The sequence below is a fragment of the Maribacter sp. 6B07 genome (genome assembly GCF_002700155.1).
Lineage (GTDB): Bacteria > Bacteroidota > Bacteroidia > Flavobacteriales > Flavobacteriaceae > Maribacter > Maribacter dokdonensis.
Genome location: NZ_PDUT01000001.1, coordinates 966758 through 985344 on the forward strand (window position 1 = coordinate 966758; position 18587 = coordinate 985344).

Annotated in this window: 16 protein-coding genes; 9 read left to right on the top strand and 7 right to left on the bottom strand. The window is 36.6% G+C overall.

The features are described 5' to 3' along the window. Positions 1-95: 95 nt before the first annotated feature. Positions 96-554 carry a small multi-drug export protein gene (locus tag CSC80_RS04115; protein ID WP_058104328.1) on the bottom strand — a complete coding sequence of 153 codons (459 nt, stop codon included), beginning with the start codon at positions 552-554 and terminating at the stop codon, positions 96-98. A 228-nt stretch (positions 555-782) separates the two neighbouring features. Between CSC80_RS04115 and CSC80_RS04120 the strand changes: the two genes are divergently transcribed. Continuing rightward, entirely contained in the window at positions 783-2174 is a 1392-nt protein-coding gene (locus tag CSC80_RS04120; RefSeq protein ID WP_099189958.1) for a Gfo/Idh/MocA family oxidoreductase, read from the top strand. Here CSC80_RS04120 and CSC80_RS04125 read toward each other — a convergent pair whose 3' ends face one another. Beyond that, positions 2175-2648 (bottom strand): Lrp/AsnC ligand binding domain-containing protein, encoded by a 474-nt coding sequence (locus CSC80_RS04125; RefSeq protein WP_058104038.1) that lies wholly within the window; start codon positions 2646-2648, stop codon positions 2175-2177. A 480-nt stretch (positions 2649-3128) separates the two neighbouring features. On the opposite strand from CSC80_RS04125, the gene CSC80_RS04130 reads away from it, so the two are divergent. Beyond that, positions 3129-4319, top strand: coding sequence for a histidinol-phosphate transaminase (locus CSC80_RS04130; protein WP_099189960.1), 1191 nt, complete (start codon positions 3129-3131; stop codon positions 4317-4319). A gap of 123 nt (positions 4320-4442) precedes the next feature. Then, a complete protein-coding gene (locus tag CSC80_RS04135; RefSeq protein ID WP_180268578.1) occupies positions 4443-5636 on the top strand; it encodes an AEC family transporter in 1194 nt (397 codons plus the stop codon). A 3-nt stretch (positions 5637-5639) separates the two neighbouring features. Here the strand turns inward: CSC80_RS04135 and CSC80_RS04140 are convergent, their stop codons facing one another. Beyond that, positions 5640-6992, bottom strand: coding sequence for a Gfo/Idh/MocA family oxidoreductase (locus CSC80_RS04140; protein ID WP_099189962.1), 1353 nt, complete (start codon positions 6990-6992; stop codon positions 5640-5642). Between the two features lie 142 nt (positions 6993-7134). On the opposite strand from CSC80_RS04140, the gene CSC80_RS04145 reads away from it, so the two are divergent. The 6 genes from CSC80_RS04145 to CSC80_RS04170 all read left to right on the top strand — a co-directional run bounded on the left by CSC80_RS04145 (position 7135) and on the right by CSC80_RS04170 (position 14497). Further along, positions 7135-8013, top strand: a complete 879-nt coding sequence (locus tag CSC80_RS04145; RefSeq protein WP_236973320.1) for a sugar phosphate nucleotidyltransferase — start codon at positions 7135-7137, stop codon at positions 8011-8013. A gap of 263 nt (positions 8014-8276) precedes the next feature. Further along, entirely contained in the window at positions 8277-8642 is a 366-nt protein-coding gene (locus CSC80_RS04150; protein ID WP_074671776.1) for a hypothetical protein, read from the top strand. Positions 8643-8724: 82 nt separating this feature from the next. Beyond that, entirely contained in the window at positions 8725-11022 is a 2298-nt protein-coding gene (locus CSC80_RS04155) for an FdhF/YdeP family oxidoreductase (RefSeq protein ID WP_099189964.1), read from the top strand. 239 nt (positions 11023-11261) lie between these two features. Further along, entirely contained in the window at positions 11262-12125 is an 864-nt protein-coding gene (locus tag CSC80_RS04160) for a UDP-2,3-diacylglucosamine diphosphatase (protein ID WP_099189966.1), read from the top strand. Continuing rightward, complete coding sequence (locus CSC80_RS04165) at positions 12122-13120, top strand: glycosyltransferase family protein (RefSeq protein WP_099189968.1); 999 nt, start codon at positions 12122-12124, stop codon at positions 13118-13120. Before CSC80_RS04160 ends, CSC80_RS04165 begins: the two co-directional genes overlap by 4 nt. A 15-nt stretch (positions 13121-13135) precedes the next feature. Then, positions 13136-14497 (top strand): GH1 family beta-glucosidase, encoded by a 1362-nt coding sequence (locus CSC80_RS04170; protein ID WP_099189970.1) that lies wholly within the window; start codon positions 13136-13138, stop codon positions 14495-14497. Positions 14498-14630: 133 nt separating this feature from the next. Here CSC80_RS04170 and CSC80_RS04175 read toward each other — a convergent pair whose 3' ends face one another. Genes CSC80_RS04175 through CSC80_RS04190 form a run of 4 tightly spaced genes read right to left on the bottom strand, consistent with a single transcriptional unit; the run spans position 14631 to position 18405 of the window. After that, positions 14631-15809 carry an acyl-CoA dehydrogenase family protein gene (locus CSC80_RS04175; RefSeq protein WP_058104047.1) on the bottom strand — a complete coding sequence of 393 codons (1179 nt, stop codon included), beginning with the start codon at positions 15807-15809 and terminating at the stop codon, positions 14631-14633. Positions 15810-15864: 55 nt separating this feature from the next. Next, positions 15865-16578: a methyltransferase gene (locus CSC80_RS04180; protein ID WP_236973321.1), complete on the bottom strand. Its 714-nt coding sequence runs from the start codon at positions 16576-16578 to the stop codon at positions 15865-15867. A gap of 31 nt (positions 16579-16609) precedes the next feature. Beyond that, complete coding sequence (locus CSC80_RS04185; RefSeq protein ID WP_071341178.1) at positions 16610-17323, bottom strand: LytTR family DNA-binding domain-containing protein; 714 nt, start codon at positions 17321-17323, stop codon at positions 16610-16612. Next, entirely contained in the window at positions 17320-18405 is a 1086-nt protein-coding gene (locus tag CSC80_RS04190) for a histidine kinase (protein ID WP_099189974.1), read from the bottom strand. The genes CSC80_RS04185 and CSC80_RS04190 overlap by 4 nt, the downstream gene beginning before the upstream one ends. Positions 18406-18587: the final 182 nt, after the last annotated feature.

Below are 18587 nucleotides of genomic sequence, written 5' to 3' on the forward strand. Positions count from 1 at the left end.
AGGTACAAATTTAAAATACCTGTTAGGGTAATGGAATAATTAACGAGTATAGTTATCCACAAAATAAATGAATAAAAAACATAACCAAGTAAATGTTACGCCATACCCTTCATGGTCAACAGGGTAGTTGCCCAAACGATAACCGAAGATAAAAAGATGCCTATGGTATTCGCTAAAAAAGCTTTTTTTCTTTCAATTTTAAATAAGTAACTAGCAATGCTACCTGCATAAACACCTGTACCCGGCACTGGTAGCATTACAAAGAATATAAGTCCGTAAAAACCATACTTTTTAATTTTATCACCAGATCCCGTTTTTGCCCGTCTTGCCACAAACAACGCATTCTTTTTATAGAAATGCCATCTTAATAAATATCGATTAACGGTATTTAAAAAAAACATCATGATAGGAAATACCAGAACATTCGCTAAAAAACAAACTGCCAATACCACGTAAATATTTACTCCATGAAGTAGACCATAGGGTATACCAACTTTAGCCTCTCCTAATGGGGAGATACTCCAAAGTGCTGCTATAAGTATATCTTTCAACAAAACGTTCTTTTTAAGCGAATGCAAAATTACGTTGTTCTTGAAAAATTGTTTGCCATTTATATCATAAATGTTGTCAATTACCAATTTATATAGATAAACTACTTAAGTTGAAAAATTGTTAGCGCTTAAAATCATATAATCTCAAATTATCCAATCATGATAACCTAGCAACATCATTTATTTGGTATTTTTAATAACTAACAACAACTAATATCAACACAAAACAACATGGATCAAAAGAATTCCAGAAGATCATTTTTAAGACAAGCATCTTTAACCACTGCTGCACTTGGCACCGCCCCCTATTTATTATCGGCATCAACAAATAAAGTACAACTACTACATAGAGAATATTCGTTTGATCAGTATGGTAGTAACGACCATATAAATATTGCACTAATTGGTTCAGGAATTCAAGGCATATATGATACACAAGCCGCCTTAATGGTAGATGGTGTAAAAATTGTAGCTGCTTGTGACCTATATACGGGCAGGCTTGATCGCGCCAAAGAATTATGGGGCAATGATATTTTTGTAACAAGAGATTATCGAGAAATATTAAGTAGAAAAGATATTGATGTCGTGTTGATTGCTACACCAGACCATTGGCACCAAACCATTACAGTAGCAGCATTGAAAGCTGGAAAACATGTGTATTGTGAAAAACCAATGGTTCAAAATTTCAACCAAGGCCAAGAAATTATAAAAGCGCAAAAAGATTCAGGTAAAATCTGTCAAATAGGTAGCCAAGGCATGGCTTCCCTTGGTAATGAAAAGGCAAAAGAACTATATGAAGATGGTGCCATTGGTGATATTGTAATGCTAGATATGTACAATGATAGATATTCAGCCGAAGGTGCTTGGCAATATCCCATACCAACGGATGCCAATAACAATACCGTAGATTTTGACACTTTTTTAGGAAACGCACCAAAGGTACCTTTTGATAATAACCGCTTTTTTAGATGGAGAAATTATCAAGATTATGGTACCGGAGTAGCCGGTGATTTATTTGTTCATGCCTTCTCTACCTTAAATTATGTAATTAGCTCAGATGGTCCTAACAGAGCCATGGCTACAGGCGGGCTACGTTATTGGAAAGACGGCAGGGATGTTCCAGATGTTTCCATTACATTATATGACTACCCTAAAACCGAAACACATTCGCCTTTTAATGCGGCATTTCGCATCAACTTTATTGCGGGCAGTGGAGGCGGTGGCGGTTTTAAATTAATTGGCACTGAAGGAGAAATGGAAATTGGTCAAAATTCGGTAACCGTTAAACGTTCTAACCTAGGCTTAGAACCCAGTGGTTATTCAATGATTTCATTTACTGAAGGCATGCAAGCGGAAATAAGAAAGGAATATGCCGCTAAAATATTAAATACTAGAACAAGTAAATTGGCTACGGGATCAACAACTTGGCAAGCACCACGTGATTATAAAGGAGCGCATTATGACCATTTTTATAATTTTTTTACCAGCATAAGAGAAAATGGAAAAGTAATACAAGACCCAAAATTTGGACTAAGGGCAGCAGGAGCAGCTTTGTTGGCAAATGAAAGTTATACTAGAAAACAACCGGTAAATTGGGATCCAACAAAAATGAAATTGATCTAGTTAATTTTCTTCCGTTTCAACAAATTGGATATGGCGTTCCAAGTTTTCTTCAATTGAAATAAAAGATTCTATACCACGTATTCCAGAAATACTCAGAATTTCGTCTTGATATACCTGCTTATAATGAAAGCTATCCCTTGCATGCATTTTTATGAAGACGTCATACTTTCCGGTTACGTGGTGTATTTTGACCACCTCTTCAATTTCGTTCAATCTTTCCATTACCTTTTTAAATAAACTGATCTCACTTAAAAAGATTCCCAAAAATATGGTCATCTTCCACCCCATTTTTGCATAATCAAGACTTAAAGTTGCCCCGGTAATAAGACCCATTTCTCTCATTTTACGCATTCGCATGTGCACCGTACCTGGAGAAACAATTAATTTTTTGGCAACATCTGTATACGGGGTCTGGGCATTTTCTGCCAAAATATTTAAAATACTGAAATCTACGTGATCAAGTTTATTCCTCATTTTTCATAATCATTTGAAATATTCATTGAATTATTACAAGGTTTTAATCCATTTTAACAAATTTAATTTATAATTAGTTAAATTTTAGTAATTATATGACAATAAAAAGGCTTAAAAATGAGGTTTTCTTTATAATTCTCTAATCAAATTGACAAATGCATAAAAAGAGGGTTTTAGAATAATTATGCCATATCCGCACATTTTCAACAGCGAACAAATCACTTCTTACATTATCGGTATAATTTTAAACAAAATCTAACTATTATTCAATAAAACAAGCTAAACGACCTGTATTTACAAGCCGTTGTAAGCATAGGCTATTTCCATAATCCTTGAACATTCAATAATATTGTTTAGCACTAAACATGAACATTTACCATAGTAGCGAACATGTTTATATCGATAAATAAAATCGATGTTTGGTTACTTTATTTATAAGGAACAAACAACCCATTACCAACATTTCAAACTTGAACAAAGATGAAAACAACAGTAAACAGAAGAGATTGGCTTAAAAAAGGAGTTCTTTCAGCTGCAGGAGTTATGGCAGCACCTTATTTGACCTACGGGGCTTTTCCGTCACAACCTATTGCGTTAGATGCCAACGGTAATATTCCCTACACTCCTTTTTTTAAGGAGTATTTACCACAAGCACCAATGCAACCTTTAGCCTTAGCGGCTAAGCTAAATGCAAATGAAAACCCTTATGGACCATCACCAATGGCTGTTTCTGCCATGCAGGAGTACGCACCAAAAGGAAATCGTTATGCATGGAAAGAACTATATCAGTTAATGGATAAGATTGCAATTGAAGAAGGTGTTAAGCAAGAGAATATAATGATGGGGCCTGGCTCATCTGATCTTTTGGAAAAAACCGCCATGGTATTCTTTCAAAATGGAGGAAATATCGTTTCTGCGGACCCGGCGTATATGTCACTTATTAAAGTTGCAGAAGCAACGGGTGCCACTTGGAAACCAGTTCCACTTAAAAAAGATTGGTCACATGATTTGGCTGCAATGGAAGCAGCTGTAGATGATAACACCAAGTTGGTATATATATGTAACCCTAATAACCCAACTGGTAGTATGACAGACCATGATGAACTTATTGATTTTTGCTCTCGTGTTTCTGAAAAGACCCCCATTTTTGTTGATGAAGCCTATTTAGGATTCTTGGATGACGCCACCAAAAAAAGTATGGTATCATTGATCAATGAAGGTAAAGACGTAATCATAGCCCGTACATTTTCAAAAATACAAGGTATGGCAGGTTTGCGTGTTGGTTATATTGTAGCACAACCAGAAACGCTAGGAATTATTCAAAAAATTACACGTGGCGGCATGGGAATCTCCTTACCATCTGTTTACGCTGCTATGGCAAGTATGGATGATGTTGCCTTTAAAGATAAATCCAGAAAACTAAATAAAGAATGTAGAGACTATGTATATGAAAATCTTGACAGATTGGGGTTTGAATATGTGCCTTCTTCTACCAGCTTTATTATTTTCCCCATACAAATGGACGGTAAACCCTTCTTAGAGAAGATGACCGCCGAAGGTGTTGGTGTAAGAGCTTTTGAAATCTATGGTAAAAATTGGTGCCGAGTAAGTATGGGCACTATGGATGAAATGAAGTTGTTTACAACTGCACTTGAAAAAGTGCTCGTTTAAGTTTGAATTAGTCCGGGAGTTGGGCATATAAAGCATTGCCTTGACACAAAGCCAAAGTTCAACTCCTTTGGGCTATTTCTAATTTACTTTACAACATCAAATCCCAATGAAATTTTCAACAGCATGAATTTTGCACTACAAAAAACCCTAGAATTAATACTGATTATAGGACTTGGACTACTACTTCAAAAGAAAGTGGCAAAGCAAGATTTAAAAGGGATAAAAGTTCTGATTTTAAGCGTTGCACTACCTGCAACTATTTTTGTTGCACTATTAAAAATAGAACTTAAGGGAACCTTATTGGTGTTTCCCCTAGTTGCATTAATTTTCAATCTTATAATGTTGGCAGCAACAAAATACTTCTTAGCTGCATCATTACACAAAGAAGAACAGAGCAAAAAGCGAACATTGATGATGTTGTTACCCTCAACAGCACCTGGGCTATCATGCTTTCCATTCATTGTAGCTTACTTAGGTGACGACACCTTAGCCTTAGCAGCACTTGCAGATATTGGAAACAAGATATTTGTACTTATCTTACTATACATGCTAGCCATGCATTGGTATCGTAAGAACTCCGTAATCAATAAACAGGAATCTTCTACAAGTAAGCTTAAAGGACTATTTATTTCATTGATCAATGAACCTATTAACTTGGTCATAGTCATAGGTTTGATCATGCTAGGTTTAGGACTTGATCTTTCATCACTACCAACCTTTTTTCAAAATACCGCATTGAGCATTAAAGATTTAATGACTCCGTTAGTGCTCTTGTTCATAGGTATGGCGGTAAGAATTAATAAAGGAGAGTTTAAATTGATACTTTCTATGCTGTTACGCAGAATGGGCCTGGCATTTTTAATAAGCGGTGTTTTTGCCTATACAATACCTGCATTAACGCCTGCTATGATTCTACTTCTAGTAGTCTTTCCGCAAAGTGCCTGTAGCTTTTGGCCTTTTGCCCACATGAGTGCCATACAATCTATGGAAGAAAAAGACGAACAGCCAAAACCTACATTCGATGTCAATTTTGGGTTGAACATTTTGGCTTGTTCCCTACCCTTTTCAACACTATTAATAATTGGCATATTCTCATTTAGCGAATACTTCATTAACCCGCTTACACTTCTTGGTCTAGGCGCAATAATTTTAGGGATTACATTTGCCCCCGATATTTTTAAATCTACCAGTTTTATGCTCGACAGAGAGCGTAAGAAGATGCCAAAATCAGTTAAACCAAAATCTAAGCTGACCATCGCAAAAAACGATTTCAAACATAAGACCGAGAAAACAATGAATGAAGCTAAGGCCAGCTAAACTTTAGTACGTTTCTTTCATCCATTCATAAGGCTTTCTTTTGATCCAAAGTCCCCTAGTAAAATCAGGAAAATCTTGGGGTTCGCCATTATTGGCAATAGAAGCCTCTGATAATGGTGTAACAGCACTCCAAGCAGCTGCATCGTAAGTGTCTAAAGGTGGCGCTATGTTTTGTTTTGCAGATTCAACAAATGAGTTAAGTACAAAGAAATCCATACCGCCATGACCTGCATTTAAGGCATACGCTCCATACTTTTTCCAAAGTGGATGATCATATTGTTCTAACCAAGGTTTTGCATCATCCCATTGATGTGGTTCAGACTTTCCTTCCACATAAATACGACTTCCGTCAACCTCCCAGAGTCCGTTTGCACCTTGTACGCGAAAACCTAAAGAATACGGTCTTGGTAAATTACAGTCATGGGTAATAATAATAGTTTCACCGTTTGCGGTATTAATGGTTGAGGTAATGACATCACCCTGCTTAAATTTAATTTTTGCATTTGGGTGTTCTGTTCCCCCCTGGCCAACAATATAATTGTGCAAGCCAATACCTTTTGTTGCATGTGAAGTCATAGATACAAATCTATTGCCCCTATTGACATCTGCCATTATAGCAACCGGCCCTAAACCATGTGTTGGGTATACATCGGCATTTCTCTTTACAGAATGTTCCGTACGCCATTTAGATTCAGAAATACCCTTTTCACCAAATTCAACACCTTTACCATAAGCCGTTTTGCCATCATTGAACTTTACATGACGTAAATCATGCTGATATCCGCATCTATAATGAACCATTTCGCCAAATACATTTTGCTTTACCATATTCAGAACGGCCAATACATCTCGCCTATAATTTACGTTCTCAAGGATCATCATATGGGTACCGGTACGCTCATGCGTATTCACAAGATCCCAACATTCTTCTAAGGTATTAGACGCAGAAACTTCAACACCTGCGTACTTTCCCGCTTCCATGGCATCTACCGTCATTCGGGTATGCCATAACCAAGGTGTAGCTATGATTACGGCATCAACCTCTTGCAGAGCTAATAGGTTTTTATAATCATGCTCATTAGACCCAAATACTTTAGGACTCTTACCATTTGCATCTGCAATATGCTTTTTGGCAATTGCTATCCTATTTTCGTCTATATCACAAATTGCGGTAACGTTAACGTCTTTTCTAAGTAATAAGTTCTGTAAATGATTAGTTCCCCTTAAACCTACTCCTATTAAACCTACATTTAGTTTATCCGTTACACTAAATTTTTTATGTGCAAAACCAGGTACTGTAACAATACCCATACTTGCTATTGATGTGTTTCTAATAAATTTTCTTCTCGTTGTCATTGTTGGTGGTAATTAAGAACACTGAATTTAAAAAAAGATACTGACTCATATTAACTAATCATCAATTTTAAAAGGGATACATCTAAAATTAGCCACAATTTCTATTAGCATTTCATATTTTTGGCATTTAAACACAAAAATCATGACATTACTTTTAATGGCTGCCGGTAGTGGTAGTAGATATGGAAAACTAAAACAATTTGATGATTTAGGTCCTAATGGTGAATTCTTAATGGAGTTTGCTATATATGATGCTATTCAGAATAACTTTGAACAAATAGTAGTTATTACCAAAAAAGAAAATGTTTCTTTTTTGGAGGAACATCTTTCAAAAAGAATTCCTAGCAATATTCAATTGAACGTTCTTGCTCAAGAACTTACAGATTTACCTGACGGAGTTACTTTTACAGGTGAACGTAAAAAACCTTGGGGTACCGCTCATGCAGTTTGGACGGCAAGAAATGTGATCAACGGACCGTTTGTAGTGATTAATGCAGATGATTTTTATGGTCAGTCTGCCTATAAAAAAGCTGCGGATTTCATGAAATCGGATGATAGTGCCTATGCACTTTTAGGTTATACCCTTAAAGATACTTTATCTGAGCATGGTTCTGTATCTAGAGGTGTTTGCGAAGTAAATGGCGATAACCTTGTATCTGTACAAGAGCGATTAAAACTGGTACAACAGGGAGATAAGATTATTGATGAGGATACTAATTTAGAATTTACAGGTGATGAACAGGCCAGTATGAACTTTTGGGTTTGTAGACCATCTATCTTTGATAAAATCGAATCTGAATTTAGAATTTTCTTAAAAGATGATGACCGTATCGCTAACAGCGAACTATACATTCCTTTAATGATACAAGAAATGTTACAGGCCAACGAAATTGAGGTTAAATGTATACCTTCTGGTGGAGATTGGTTTGGTGTAACATATGCCAGTGACAAGGAAAAAGCAATGAACAGTTTAAAGGAAAAATCCGATTCAGGAAAGTACCCTGCACCTATTTGGAAATAACCCTTTTCAACATATACCAGAACCCATTAGATTTTAATTTAGTGGGTTTTTTTATGCTCTAAATCGACTTTAACTAAAAAGAGTCCGATCTTATCAGACCGGACTCTTTTACGAGAACACTATATGAAAATGAAAAAATTTTATTCGTTTTTAATTACATTGTAAATATATAGGTAAGGTTAATTATTAGAAACAAATTGATGTCAACCCCCTATATTTTGTTGTCAGATGGGCTATTTTTGTTGTGAACTGAATCTATAGCTATGAAAATTAGAATAAAAGGCGATTCTGTACGGTTTAGATTAACCCAATCTGAAGTGAAAACATTATCGGAAAGTGGAGAAATTTACGACAGTACAAATTTTGGAACTACAAAATTTAACTATGGTGTAGTATTAAAGAGCGATATTGAGCAATTACATATCAATTTTGAAAACAGTAGTATTATCCTTTCTATGCCAGAGGCTAATGGCAGATCTTGGTTTTCCAATGATATCATAACTTTTGACCATACCTTGAAAACTACCGCTGGCAACAACCTGTACTTGCTATTGGAAAAAGATTTCACCTGTTTGGACAATACTATAGAAGACCAATCTGACAATTACCCCAATCCTAAGTTGAGTTAAAATATCCTATTTTAATCATTTGGAATACAGTTTTAATAGAAATGATTATAAACGTTACTATTACATTTCTTAAGTTTATTGCATGAATGCAAAAAACGAACGTAACGTCTCTTTTAGAGGGTCTGAAGAATTTCTGGATATTGAAGTAAAAGCACCTGTAACACATGCTGCAGGTTATTTAGGCGTACGTGAAGCCCTAAAGCATACATTCAAAGAAATGGGCGTATTACGATCAATGCGCACCTTGCTGAGCATGAACCAAAAAGACGGTTTTGATTGCCCAAGTTGTGCTTGGCCCGATCCCGAACACCCATCACCAGTAGCTGAGTACTGCGAAAATGGAGCCAAGGCCTTAGGTGATGAAGCTACTACCCAACATATTGGTGCAGATTTTTTCAAAAATAATTCGGTAGAAGAACTTTCCCAACTTACCGATTATGAACTCAACAAATTTGGGCGCTTAATTGAACCTATGGTATTAAGACCCGGCAACGTTCATTATGAACCAATTTCTTGGCAGGCCGCATTTGATTTGATCGCAGCTGAATTAAAAAAGTTGGACAATCCGGACGAGGCTATCTTTTACACCTCTGGAAGATCAAGTAATGAAGCTGCCTTTTTATACGGTATGTTTGCGCGTGCATTAGGCACCAACAACCTTCCGGATTGTTCTAACATGTGCCATGAGAGCAGCGGCGTTGCCTTGGGAGAAACCTTGGGCATAGGCAAGGGATCAACCACTTTAGAGGATTTATACGAAGCAGAGGTCATATTGATAGCTGGGCAGAACCCAGGTACCAATCACCCTAGAATGTTATCCGCATTAGAAAAATGCAAGCAGAACGGTGGTAAGGTCATTAGTATAAATCCGTTAGAAGAATCAGGATTAGTGAATTTTAAAAATCCGCAACATCTAGGCGGATGGATCGGCGGTGGGGAGGACATGGCAGATATTCATTTGGCGGTCAACATTAATCAAGATATACCTCTGGTAAAATTAATTTTAAAGAAATTAGTTGCATTAGAAGAAAAAGGAAATGCAGTTTTTGACCATGAATTCATTGAAAAATATACAGATGGTTATGAGTCTTTGATCTCTGATTTAAAAAACTACAATGCGGAAGACCTATTGGCGCAAACTGGCGTATCCGAAGAAAAAATAAACGACACGGTTGCACTATTGGCGAATAAATCTAAAATTATAGTGTGCTGGGCCATGGGTCTTACCCAACATAAGAATGGCGTAGAAAATATTAGAGAGTTCATAAATCTTCTATTATTGAAAGGAGCTATTGGAAAACCTAATGCAGGTACATGTCCGGTACGCGGCCACAGTAATGTTCAAGGTGATCGCAGCGTTGGTATTCAGCATTTTGTAGATAGTGCCATGAACGCACGTATTAAAGAACATTTAGGGTTTACCCCACCTGAGCATGAAGGTGTAGATGTTGTAGGCTCCTTAAAAGCGATGTATGAAGGTAATGCCAAAGTATTTATGTGCTTGGGCGGTAACTTTTTAATGGCGGCATCTGATACAGAATATACCGCAAAGGGAATTCAAAATTGCGATTTAACGGTACAGATCAGTACCAAATTAAACCGCACACATTTAATCACCGGTAAAACTGCCTTGATATTACCGACTATTGGAAGGTCTGAAAAGGATATGAAAAATGGCAAGCCTCGTCATTTTACGGTTGAAAATAGTATGGGCAGGGTAAAAAGATCCAAGGGAATATTAAAACCAGCTTCAGAGGCCATCATGAGCGAACCAGAGATTATTGCCAATTTAGGGCATACCTTGTTCGGCGAAGAACATCCTATGAACTGGAAATCTTTAGGTGAAGATTATGAATTGATCAGAAAGCGAATTGACCAAGTTGCAAAGGGGTTCAATGATACCGAAGAACGTTCAAAAGGCGCAGGCTATTACTTACCAAATAATGTACGTGAATTGGATTTTAGCATGTTACCCAACGGTAAAGCACAATTTACCATTAACAAACTTCCTGAACACACCTTGGAAAAAGATGAATACATGTTGATGACCATACGTTCTCACGACCAGTTCAACACCACTATTTACGGATTAGATGACCGTTACAGAGGTGTTTACAATGCAAGAAGAGTGGTTTTTATGAATATAGACGATATGAAAGCCATTGGTGTAAACAAACTTGACATTGTTGATATTACCAGTACTTATGACAGTATTGTAAGAACAGCCCATAATTTTAAGATCGTTCCATATAATATTCCTTCTGGAAATCTGGCTTCTTATTTTCCGGAGACCAATGTTTTAATACCCTACAATCATTTTGCCGATAAAAGCAAAACACCAATAAGCAAGTCTGTAAAGGTTAGACTAGTAAAGAAATAGTTAATAAATACATTTCTGAAATTCAATTACTTAACAATCTCGTAACCGAATAATAAGTTAACAGTAACCTTTCTATAATCATAAATTTTGAAACTTTACGGTCATAAGTTTCAGCATATGAAATCTACTGATTTGGCCGCCTTATGTATTGCCATTCTTGCATTTAATGTCAAGTTTGAGGTGGTTCTATCTCTTTCTAATTTTCTAAAATTCCCAAGAAAGGAATCCCTCATTCACTTATGAAAAAAAGACCGGTTGATATTGTGGTCATTTCCGATGTTCATTTAGGAACATATGGCTGCCACGCCAAAGAGCTTTTAAAATATTTAAAGTCCATTAAGCCAAAAGATGTAATCCTCAATGGCGATATTGTAGATATTTGGCAATTTAGCAAACGCTATTGGCCCAAGTCTCATATGAAAGTCATTAAACTTTTATTGGAGTGGGTAGCCAAAGGAATTCCAGTACATTATATAACAGGTAACCACGATGAACTTTTGCGGAAATTTTCGGGCAACAGTATGGGCTCATTAAATATTGTCAATAAAATGGTGATTCCGCTTGAAGATAAAAAAGCTTGGATTTTTCATGGTGACGTGTTCGATGTTACTATGCAGCATTCAAAATGGGTAGCCAAACTTGGTGCAAAAGGATATGACTTTTTAATTTTATTAAATAGAGCCATTAATTTCATCAGCAAAAAAATGGGCAAGGGTCCAATTTCAATGTCCAAGAAAATTAAGAACGGTGTAAAGTCTGCCGTTAAGTTCATAAACGACTTTGAACAGATTGCCGCAGATATTGCCATAGAAAATGGTTATGACTATGTTATTTGCGGTCACATTCACCAACCGGAAATTCGCAATATAAAAACAGATAAAGGAGAAGTCGTCTATTTAAATTCTGGAGATTGGATAGAAAATTTAACCGCACTTGAGTATCATAATGGTCACTGGAAACTATACTCTTATCTTGAAGATCAACTAACCATTGACCATAAAGAGGATAGTAAGGAAGAAACCTATGTATTGGAAAAAGCTGAACTGTTTCAAAGCTTGCTTGAAGAGTTTAGAATAAGTGGAATGACGCAACAGAGTAAATGAGAATACTATACGCAATTCAAGGTACCGGCAACGGACACTTGAGCAGGGCTAGAGATGTAATACCTGCAATATTAAAACATAATGTTTCATTAGATCTTTTAGTGAGTGGCATTCAAGCAGATATAAAACTACCCTATCCCATTAAGTATCAGCTAAAAGGATTAAGCTTTATTTTCGGCAAAAAAGGAGGTGTAGATGTTTGGAAAACCTATTACAAAGCAAACTCTATGCGTTTGCAGAAAGAGATAAAAAGTATACCGGTTGAAGATTACGACCTCATCATTAATGATTTTGAACCGGTTACGGCGTGGGCGTGCAAGTTAAAAAACATACCTTGCTATAGTTTTAGCCACCAAGCGGCAGTACTCTCCAAATTAGTTCCAAAGCCTAAAAAAACGGACAGAATGGGTAAATGGATTCTTAATAATTATGCACCCACCAGCCATCAATTCGGACTTCATTTCAAACCTTATGAACCTAATATCTATACACCTATAATCAGAAACGATATACGATCGGCATCAATTTCCAAAGGCGAGCATTATACCGTATATCTACCATCTTACAGTGATGAGAAATTGTTGAAGTTTTTAAGTAAGATGAAAAGGGTAAAATGGGAAGTATTCTCCAAGCACAATACCTATGAATATTTTAAAAAGAACATTCATATAAAGCCAATAACCAATGAGGCATTTGTAAAAAGCATGGCAAGTAGTAGAGGTATACTATGCGGTGCAGGTTTTGAAACACCCGCAGAAAGTCTACACATGCAAAAAAAGCTAATGGTAGTGCCTATGAAAGGGCAATATGAGCAGCAATGTAATGCAGCTGCCTTGGCAGATATGGGTGTACCGGTAATAAAATCGCTTAAAACAAAACACTTACCCAAGTTGCAACATTGGTTAGATACCGAAACCATTGTGCCGGTAGACTACCCAGATATTACCGACCAAATTGTGAGCCAACTATTAGAGAAATCTCTAAAAACACATTAAAAAGCCACTACTCTATTGAGAGAACAAGAAGAATTCTTTTTAAATGCCCATGAATTTGGCAAAAATTTCACTTGGGGAGTTTCCACCGCAGCATACCAAATTGAGGGCGCGTACGGCACCCATGGCAAGGGACCCTCTATTTGGGATACATTTACCACCAAACCAAATACGGTTTTAAATGGTGACAATGCCAATGTATCTTGCGATTTCTATCATAAATACAAGGAAGATATCCTATTGATGAAGTCCATGAATATTGACAACTATCGTTTCTCTATTTCTTGGACAAGAATTTTACCTAATGGTATTGGCTCTGTAAACGAACCAGGTATTCAATTTTATAATAATGTCATTGACTTTTGTCTAGAACAAGGTATTACCCCATGGGTAACCCTATACCATTGGGATCTTCCACAGGTGTTAGAGGATAAAGGCGGATGGACGAATAGAAACATTATACAATGGTTTTCAGAATTTACCAGCCTTTGCGCAACTTCTTTTGGAGATAGGGTTAAACACTGGATGGTTTTGAACGAACCCATGGTATTTACGGGTGCCGGTTACTTTCTAGGCGTACATGCACCTGGAAAAAAAAGATTGAAGAATTTTCTTCCCGCCGTGCACCATGCTGTTTTGTGCCAAGCGGAAGGTGGCAGATTACTTCGTAAACTAGTACCCAATGCCCAAATAGGCACCACGTTTTCATGTTCGCAAATTTCACCCTACAGACAAAATAACAGAGACAAGAAAACAGCTGTTCTGGTAGATGCCTTATTGAATCGGTTATTTATTGAGCCAGCATTGGGTTTAGGTTATCCAACCAAAGAAGCTCCGGTTTTAAAAAAACTACAACCTTACATTCAACCTACTGACATGGAAGATTGCCTGTTTGATTTCGATTTTATCGGAATTCAAAATTACACTCGAGAAAAAGTAAAATATAGTCTTTTGGTACCGTACATAAGAGCTAAAATTGTAAAGGCAAGTAAGAGAAATGTACCTACAACTTTGATGGATTGGGAGGTATATCCGCCTAGTATTTACAACATGATCAAGAAATACAGTTCATACCCGCAAATTAAAAAAATCATCATCACCGAGAACGGTGCTGCTTTTAAAGATTCCATTGACGGAGAAATTATAAATGATATCGCTAGGGTAAATTATTTGCAGCGTTATTTAAACCAAGTGCTTAAAGCCAAAAAAGAAGGGTTGAATATCCACGGATATTTCGTGTGGACCTTTACGGATAATTTTGAATGGGCAGAAGGGTATTACCCTAGGTTTGGCTTGGTACATATTAATTTTAAAACCTTAAAAAGGACTATTAAAGCCTCTGGTAAATGGTTTGCCGATTTTTTATCGCGAAAAAATTAGCATTAAAAAAGCCGATGTCTCCATCGGCCATAGCTTATATCTAAAAAAAACATGCACACATCTTACACGCGCAAATCAAAGATAGATGGTGTTCAACAGTTAAATGTTATGCCCATTAAAGCATACCGTTAAATTATTGAAAAGCAGGCATTCCAGTAATATCCGCCCCTGTAATCAGTAAATGAATATCATGAGTACCCTCATAGGTAATTACACTTTCCAAATTCATCATATGCCTCATTATACTATATTCACCGGTAATACCCATACCACCTAGAACTTGTCTCGCCTCTCGTGCTATTTTAATGGCCATTTCTACATTATTCCTCTTGGCCATAGATATTTGGGCAGAGGTTGCCTTCCCTTGATTCTTTAATTGACCTAGTCTAAAGGCCAATAACTGGGCTTTGGTGATCTCCGTAATCATTTCTGCCAATTTCTTCTGCTGTAATTGAGTTGCCGCAATAGGTTTACCAAATTGAATACGTTCTTTGGCATATCTTAATGCAGTATCATAACAATCCATAGCAGCACCTATAGCACCCCAAGAAATACCAAATCTGGCAGAATCCAAACATCCTAATGGCGCCCCTAGACCAGATTTATTAGGTAATAGGTTTTCTTTAGGGACCTTTACATTATCAAATATCAATTCACCGGTAGCCGAAGCTCTCAATGACCATTTGTTATGGGTTTCCGGTGTTGTAAAACCTTCCATTCCACGCTCCACGATCAAACCATGAATACGTCCTTCCTCGTTCTTTGCCCATACTACCGCAATATCACAAAATGGAGCATTGGAAATCCAAAGTTTGGCTCCGTTCAAAAGATAATGATCGCCCATATCCTTATACTTGGTTTCCATACCACTAGGATTAGAACCATGGTTTGGTTCGGTCAACCCAAAAGAGCCCATCCATTCGCCAGTAGCCAACTTAGGTAGGTATTTTTTACGTTGGTCTTCGGTTCCATACGTATAAATAGGATACATTACCAAAGAGGACTGTACCGATGCCGTAGAACGAACACCACTATCTCCCCTTTCAATTTCTTGCATAATAAGTCCGTAACTAATTTGATCTAATCCTGCACCGCCGTACTCCTCAGGAATATAAGGTCCAAAAGCACCAATTTCGGCCAAGCCATTTATTATCTGCTTAGGAAATTCAGCTTTTTGGGCATATTCTTCAATAATTGGGGATACGTCTCTTTTTACCCATTGACGTGCGGCATCACGTACCAACAAATGCTCTTCAGATAATAAATCATCTAAGTGATAGTAGTCTGGGGCTTCAAATAAATCTGGTCTCATAACTATGCTTTTATCAAAGATAAATAAAGAAATATAACAATATGCAACACTAAAGTTACATTTTTAAATAGAATTCCTTAGTTAAGGCTATATAATCATCAGTATAAGAGTGCCTTTCAGTTTCAATGACCAATTCTGACGATTCTAATGGTGTTTTATTTTTTGAGAATGCCAATAATACCCGTTTCACCTCTGCAGTAGAATTACCCTTTACATAAGCGTATTTGATAAGATAAAGACCTTTTTCCTCTGCCATGGCGACAAACTCATCTTTCTCTTTATAGGGAATTACCGTTGTAAACAATCCATTTTCCGCCAACAAAACAGCAGCCGAGGCAATAAGCTCATTAAAAGGTAAAAAACCGTTTTGGCGTGCTTGATCCCGCTTTAAGTTGCCAGAACTGACATTTTCCGAATAAAAAGGAGGATTACACGTGATCAACTCATACTGGTCTTCGATTTCATCAACAAATTCATCTAAGCCGGCGTGGTAACAGTACAACCGATCTCCCCATGGGGAGCCTTCAAAATTCTCAACACATTGTTCGTAAGCATCAGCATCTATCTCAATGGCATCTACAACATCCGCATTGCTTCTCTGGGCCAGCATTAAAGCGATGATTCCTGTACCGGCGCCAATATCTAAAATAGATTCCAATGATGTGTCCACTGGCGTCCATGCACCTAACAACACACCATCTGTACCAATTTTCATGGCACAACGATCTTGTTCAATACTAAATTGTTTAAATTTAAATAGTTGGCTCAAGGCAATTTAATTCTATAGTGAATAAGAAATTTTAATCTGTAAGGTTGTTAAGTATTCTGCTTTTGGCATCTGCTAAATAGCTTCTACCTATGGTGTACCTAATACCGCCAATTTCAACGCTATTGCCCTCAACCACACTTACCTTATCAACAGCTATAGTATAGGAACGGTGTATTCTTATGAAATTATCACCTGGTAACTCATCTGTAAAACTGCTTAAGGTTCTGTGAATTATATATTTTGCCGTTGGTGTTATGATCCTAATGTAATCCTTTAGGCTCTCTATCACCATAATCTCGTCCAAATAAATCTTTTGTAACTTCTTTTTATCAACCTTAACAAAAATGGAAGGCTTCTCTTCTTTTTCAGCACTACCGTTACTACCTATTTTCTTAAGACCTATAATACGATCTATGGATTTAAAAAATCGAGGTAATGAAATGGGTTTCACCAAATAGTCAATGGCTTCTAGTTCAAAGCTTCTTAATGCATGTTCTTCATGAGCGGTGGTCATGATTACGAACGGTTTTTTGTGCAAGGTGCTTAAAAATTCCAATCCGTCCAAATAGGGCATATTGATATCCAAGAACATGATATCTACCTCATTGTCCCTCAAAAAGGTCGATGCATCCAAGGCATTGGAAAAAGTACCCTCTAGCTGTAATTCTTTTACCCTAAGTATATAGTTCTTAATCACATTTACTGCCAACGGCTCATCATCTACTACTATTACTTTTAAAATCATATTACCTTAAGCTTTAAAAACACATTGAACATTTTATCCTCTTCAAAAATCTTTAAATCGTACTCACTTTTAGCGTAGCCCAGCTCTAACCTCTTTTTCACATTAGAAAGACCAATACCTCCTCGTTTTACCGGGTATACATATTCTTTCTTTACTACTGGTATGGAATTGGATACTTTAAAATCCATAAAACTATCGTCAACATTTACATCGATTTTAATCTTCATATCCCCAATATTCTTACTTGCCCCATGTTTAAAGCAATTTTCAATAAGTGGTATCAATAACATAGGTGGTATTTTACAGTTACCAAGATTCCCCGAGATATTCATATCAATCTTCAAAGAATCATCGAACCTTATACGTTCCAAATCTATGTAATTTCTTATACAATTAATTTCACTGGTTAGATCCTGTCGTTGCTTTTTGGTTGCGTACAATAAGTAACGCATTAGCTCTGAAAGTTTTAAAACCACCTCTGGAGCTTGGTCAGATTTCTCCAAGGTCAATGAATATATATTGTTCAAGGTATTGAAGAAAAAATGAGGTGATACCTGCGACCTCAAAAATCTAAGTTCGGTCTTTAGCTGTCGTTTTTCAAGATCATGTAGTTTGCTACTTTCCCTTAACCAATCTATGGTCAATTTAATTGCTGTAAAAAACGATATCACATAAACCTCACCAATCATAGTCTGCACGGCATACCCAATGGTCAATGAGTTGATAACATCCTGTGCTTCGGGCATAACATCTGTACTTACCAAGTAATACGTTAGGTTATACTTCACCAAGAGCATTATGAACAATGACAGCAGTATATATACCGTATACTCAAAGTATCTTTTGGTATATATAAATTTTGGCATTAGGTAATAGGCATTTAAATACGCCAAAAACATATGAATGGGAAAACCTATAAGATTGGTACGTAAAGAAAGTAAAAAGTCGTCATGTATAAAGGTCCACCTAAACGTATTAAAGATAAAATAGACAGACCAAAATAAAATATGGTGCCAAGGTTTAATTTCACTTGTACCAAAAAACTTGGGCCTTCTCAAAAACTTCATTAATCTAATGTCCATAGGCAACTAAAACCAATTTATTTTCTCCGTTTTTTTGACGTTGAGCAACAATCTACGGTTGTTAAGCTAAAAACATTCAGTTTACGAAGAATTTTAAAAATATTCAATTATAATCTCAGAATAGCCTCCTTAGCTTAATTATTTCTAAATGTAGTTAAAAACGGTCTAAGTAAAAGTGTAAT

Bases quoted from the DNA above. Each gene is read 5' to 3' on its own strand.
- CSC80_RS04120 (WP_099189958.1), top strand. From the start codon at position 783: ATGGATCAAAAGAATTCCAGAAGATCATTTTTAAGACAAGCATCTTTA.
- CSC80_RS04125 (WP_058104038.1), bottom strand. From the start codon at position 2,648: ATGAGGAATAAACTTGATCACGTAGATTTCAGTATTTTAAATATTTTG.
- CSC80_RS04130 (WP_099189960.1), top strand. From the start codon at position 3,129: ATGAAAACAACAGTAAACAGAAGAGATTGGCTTAAAAAAGGAGTTCTT.
- CSC80_RS04135 (WP_180268578.1), top strand. From the start codon at position 4,443: ATGAATTTTGCACTACAAAAAACCCTAGAATTAATACTGATTATAGGA.
- CSC80_RS04140 (WP_099189962.1), bottom strand. From the start codon at position 6,992: ATGACAACGAGAAGAAAATTTATTAGAAACACATCAATAGCAAGTATG.
- CSC80_RS04145 (WP_236973320.1), top strand. From the start codon at position 7,135: ATGACATTACTTTTAATGGCTGCCGGTAGTGGTAGTAGATATGGAAAA.
- CSC80_RS04150 (WP_074671776.1), top strand. From the start codon at position 8,277: ATGAAAATTAGAATAAAAGGCGATTCTGTACGGTTTAGATTAACCCAA.
- CSC80_RS04155 (WP_099189964.1), top strand. From the start codon at position 8,725: ATGAATGCAAAAAACGAACGTAACGTCTCTTTTAGAGGGTCTGAAGAA.
- CSC80_RS04160 (WP_099189966.1), top strand. From the start codon at position 11,262: ATGAAAAAAAGACCGGTTGATATTGTGGTCATTTCCGATGTTCATTTA.
- CSC80_RS04165 (WP_099189968.1), top strand. From the start codon at position 12,122: ATGAGAATACTATACGCAATTCAAGGTACCGGCAACGGACACTTGAGC.
- CSC80_RS04175 (WP_058104047.1), bottom strand. From the start codon at position 15,809: ATGAGACCAGATTTATTTGAAGCCCCAGACTACTATCACTTAGATGAT.
- CSC80_RS04185 (WP_071341178.1), bottom strand. From the start codon at position 17,323: ATGATTTTAAAAGTAATAGTAGTAGATGATGAGCCGTTGGCAGTAAAT.
- CSC80_RS04190 (WP_099189974.1), bottom strand. From the start codon at position 18,405: ATGGACATTAGATTAATGAAGTTTTTGAGAAGGCCCAAGTTTTTTGGT.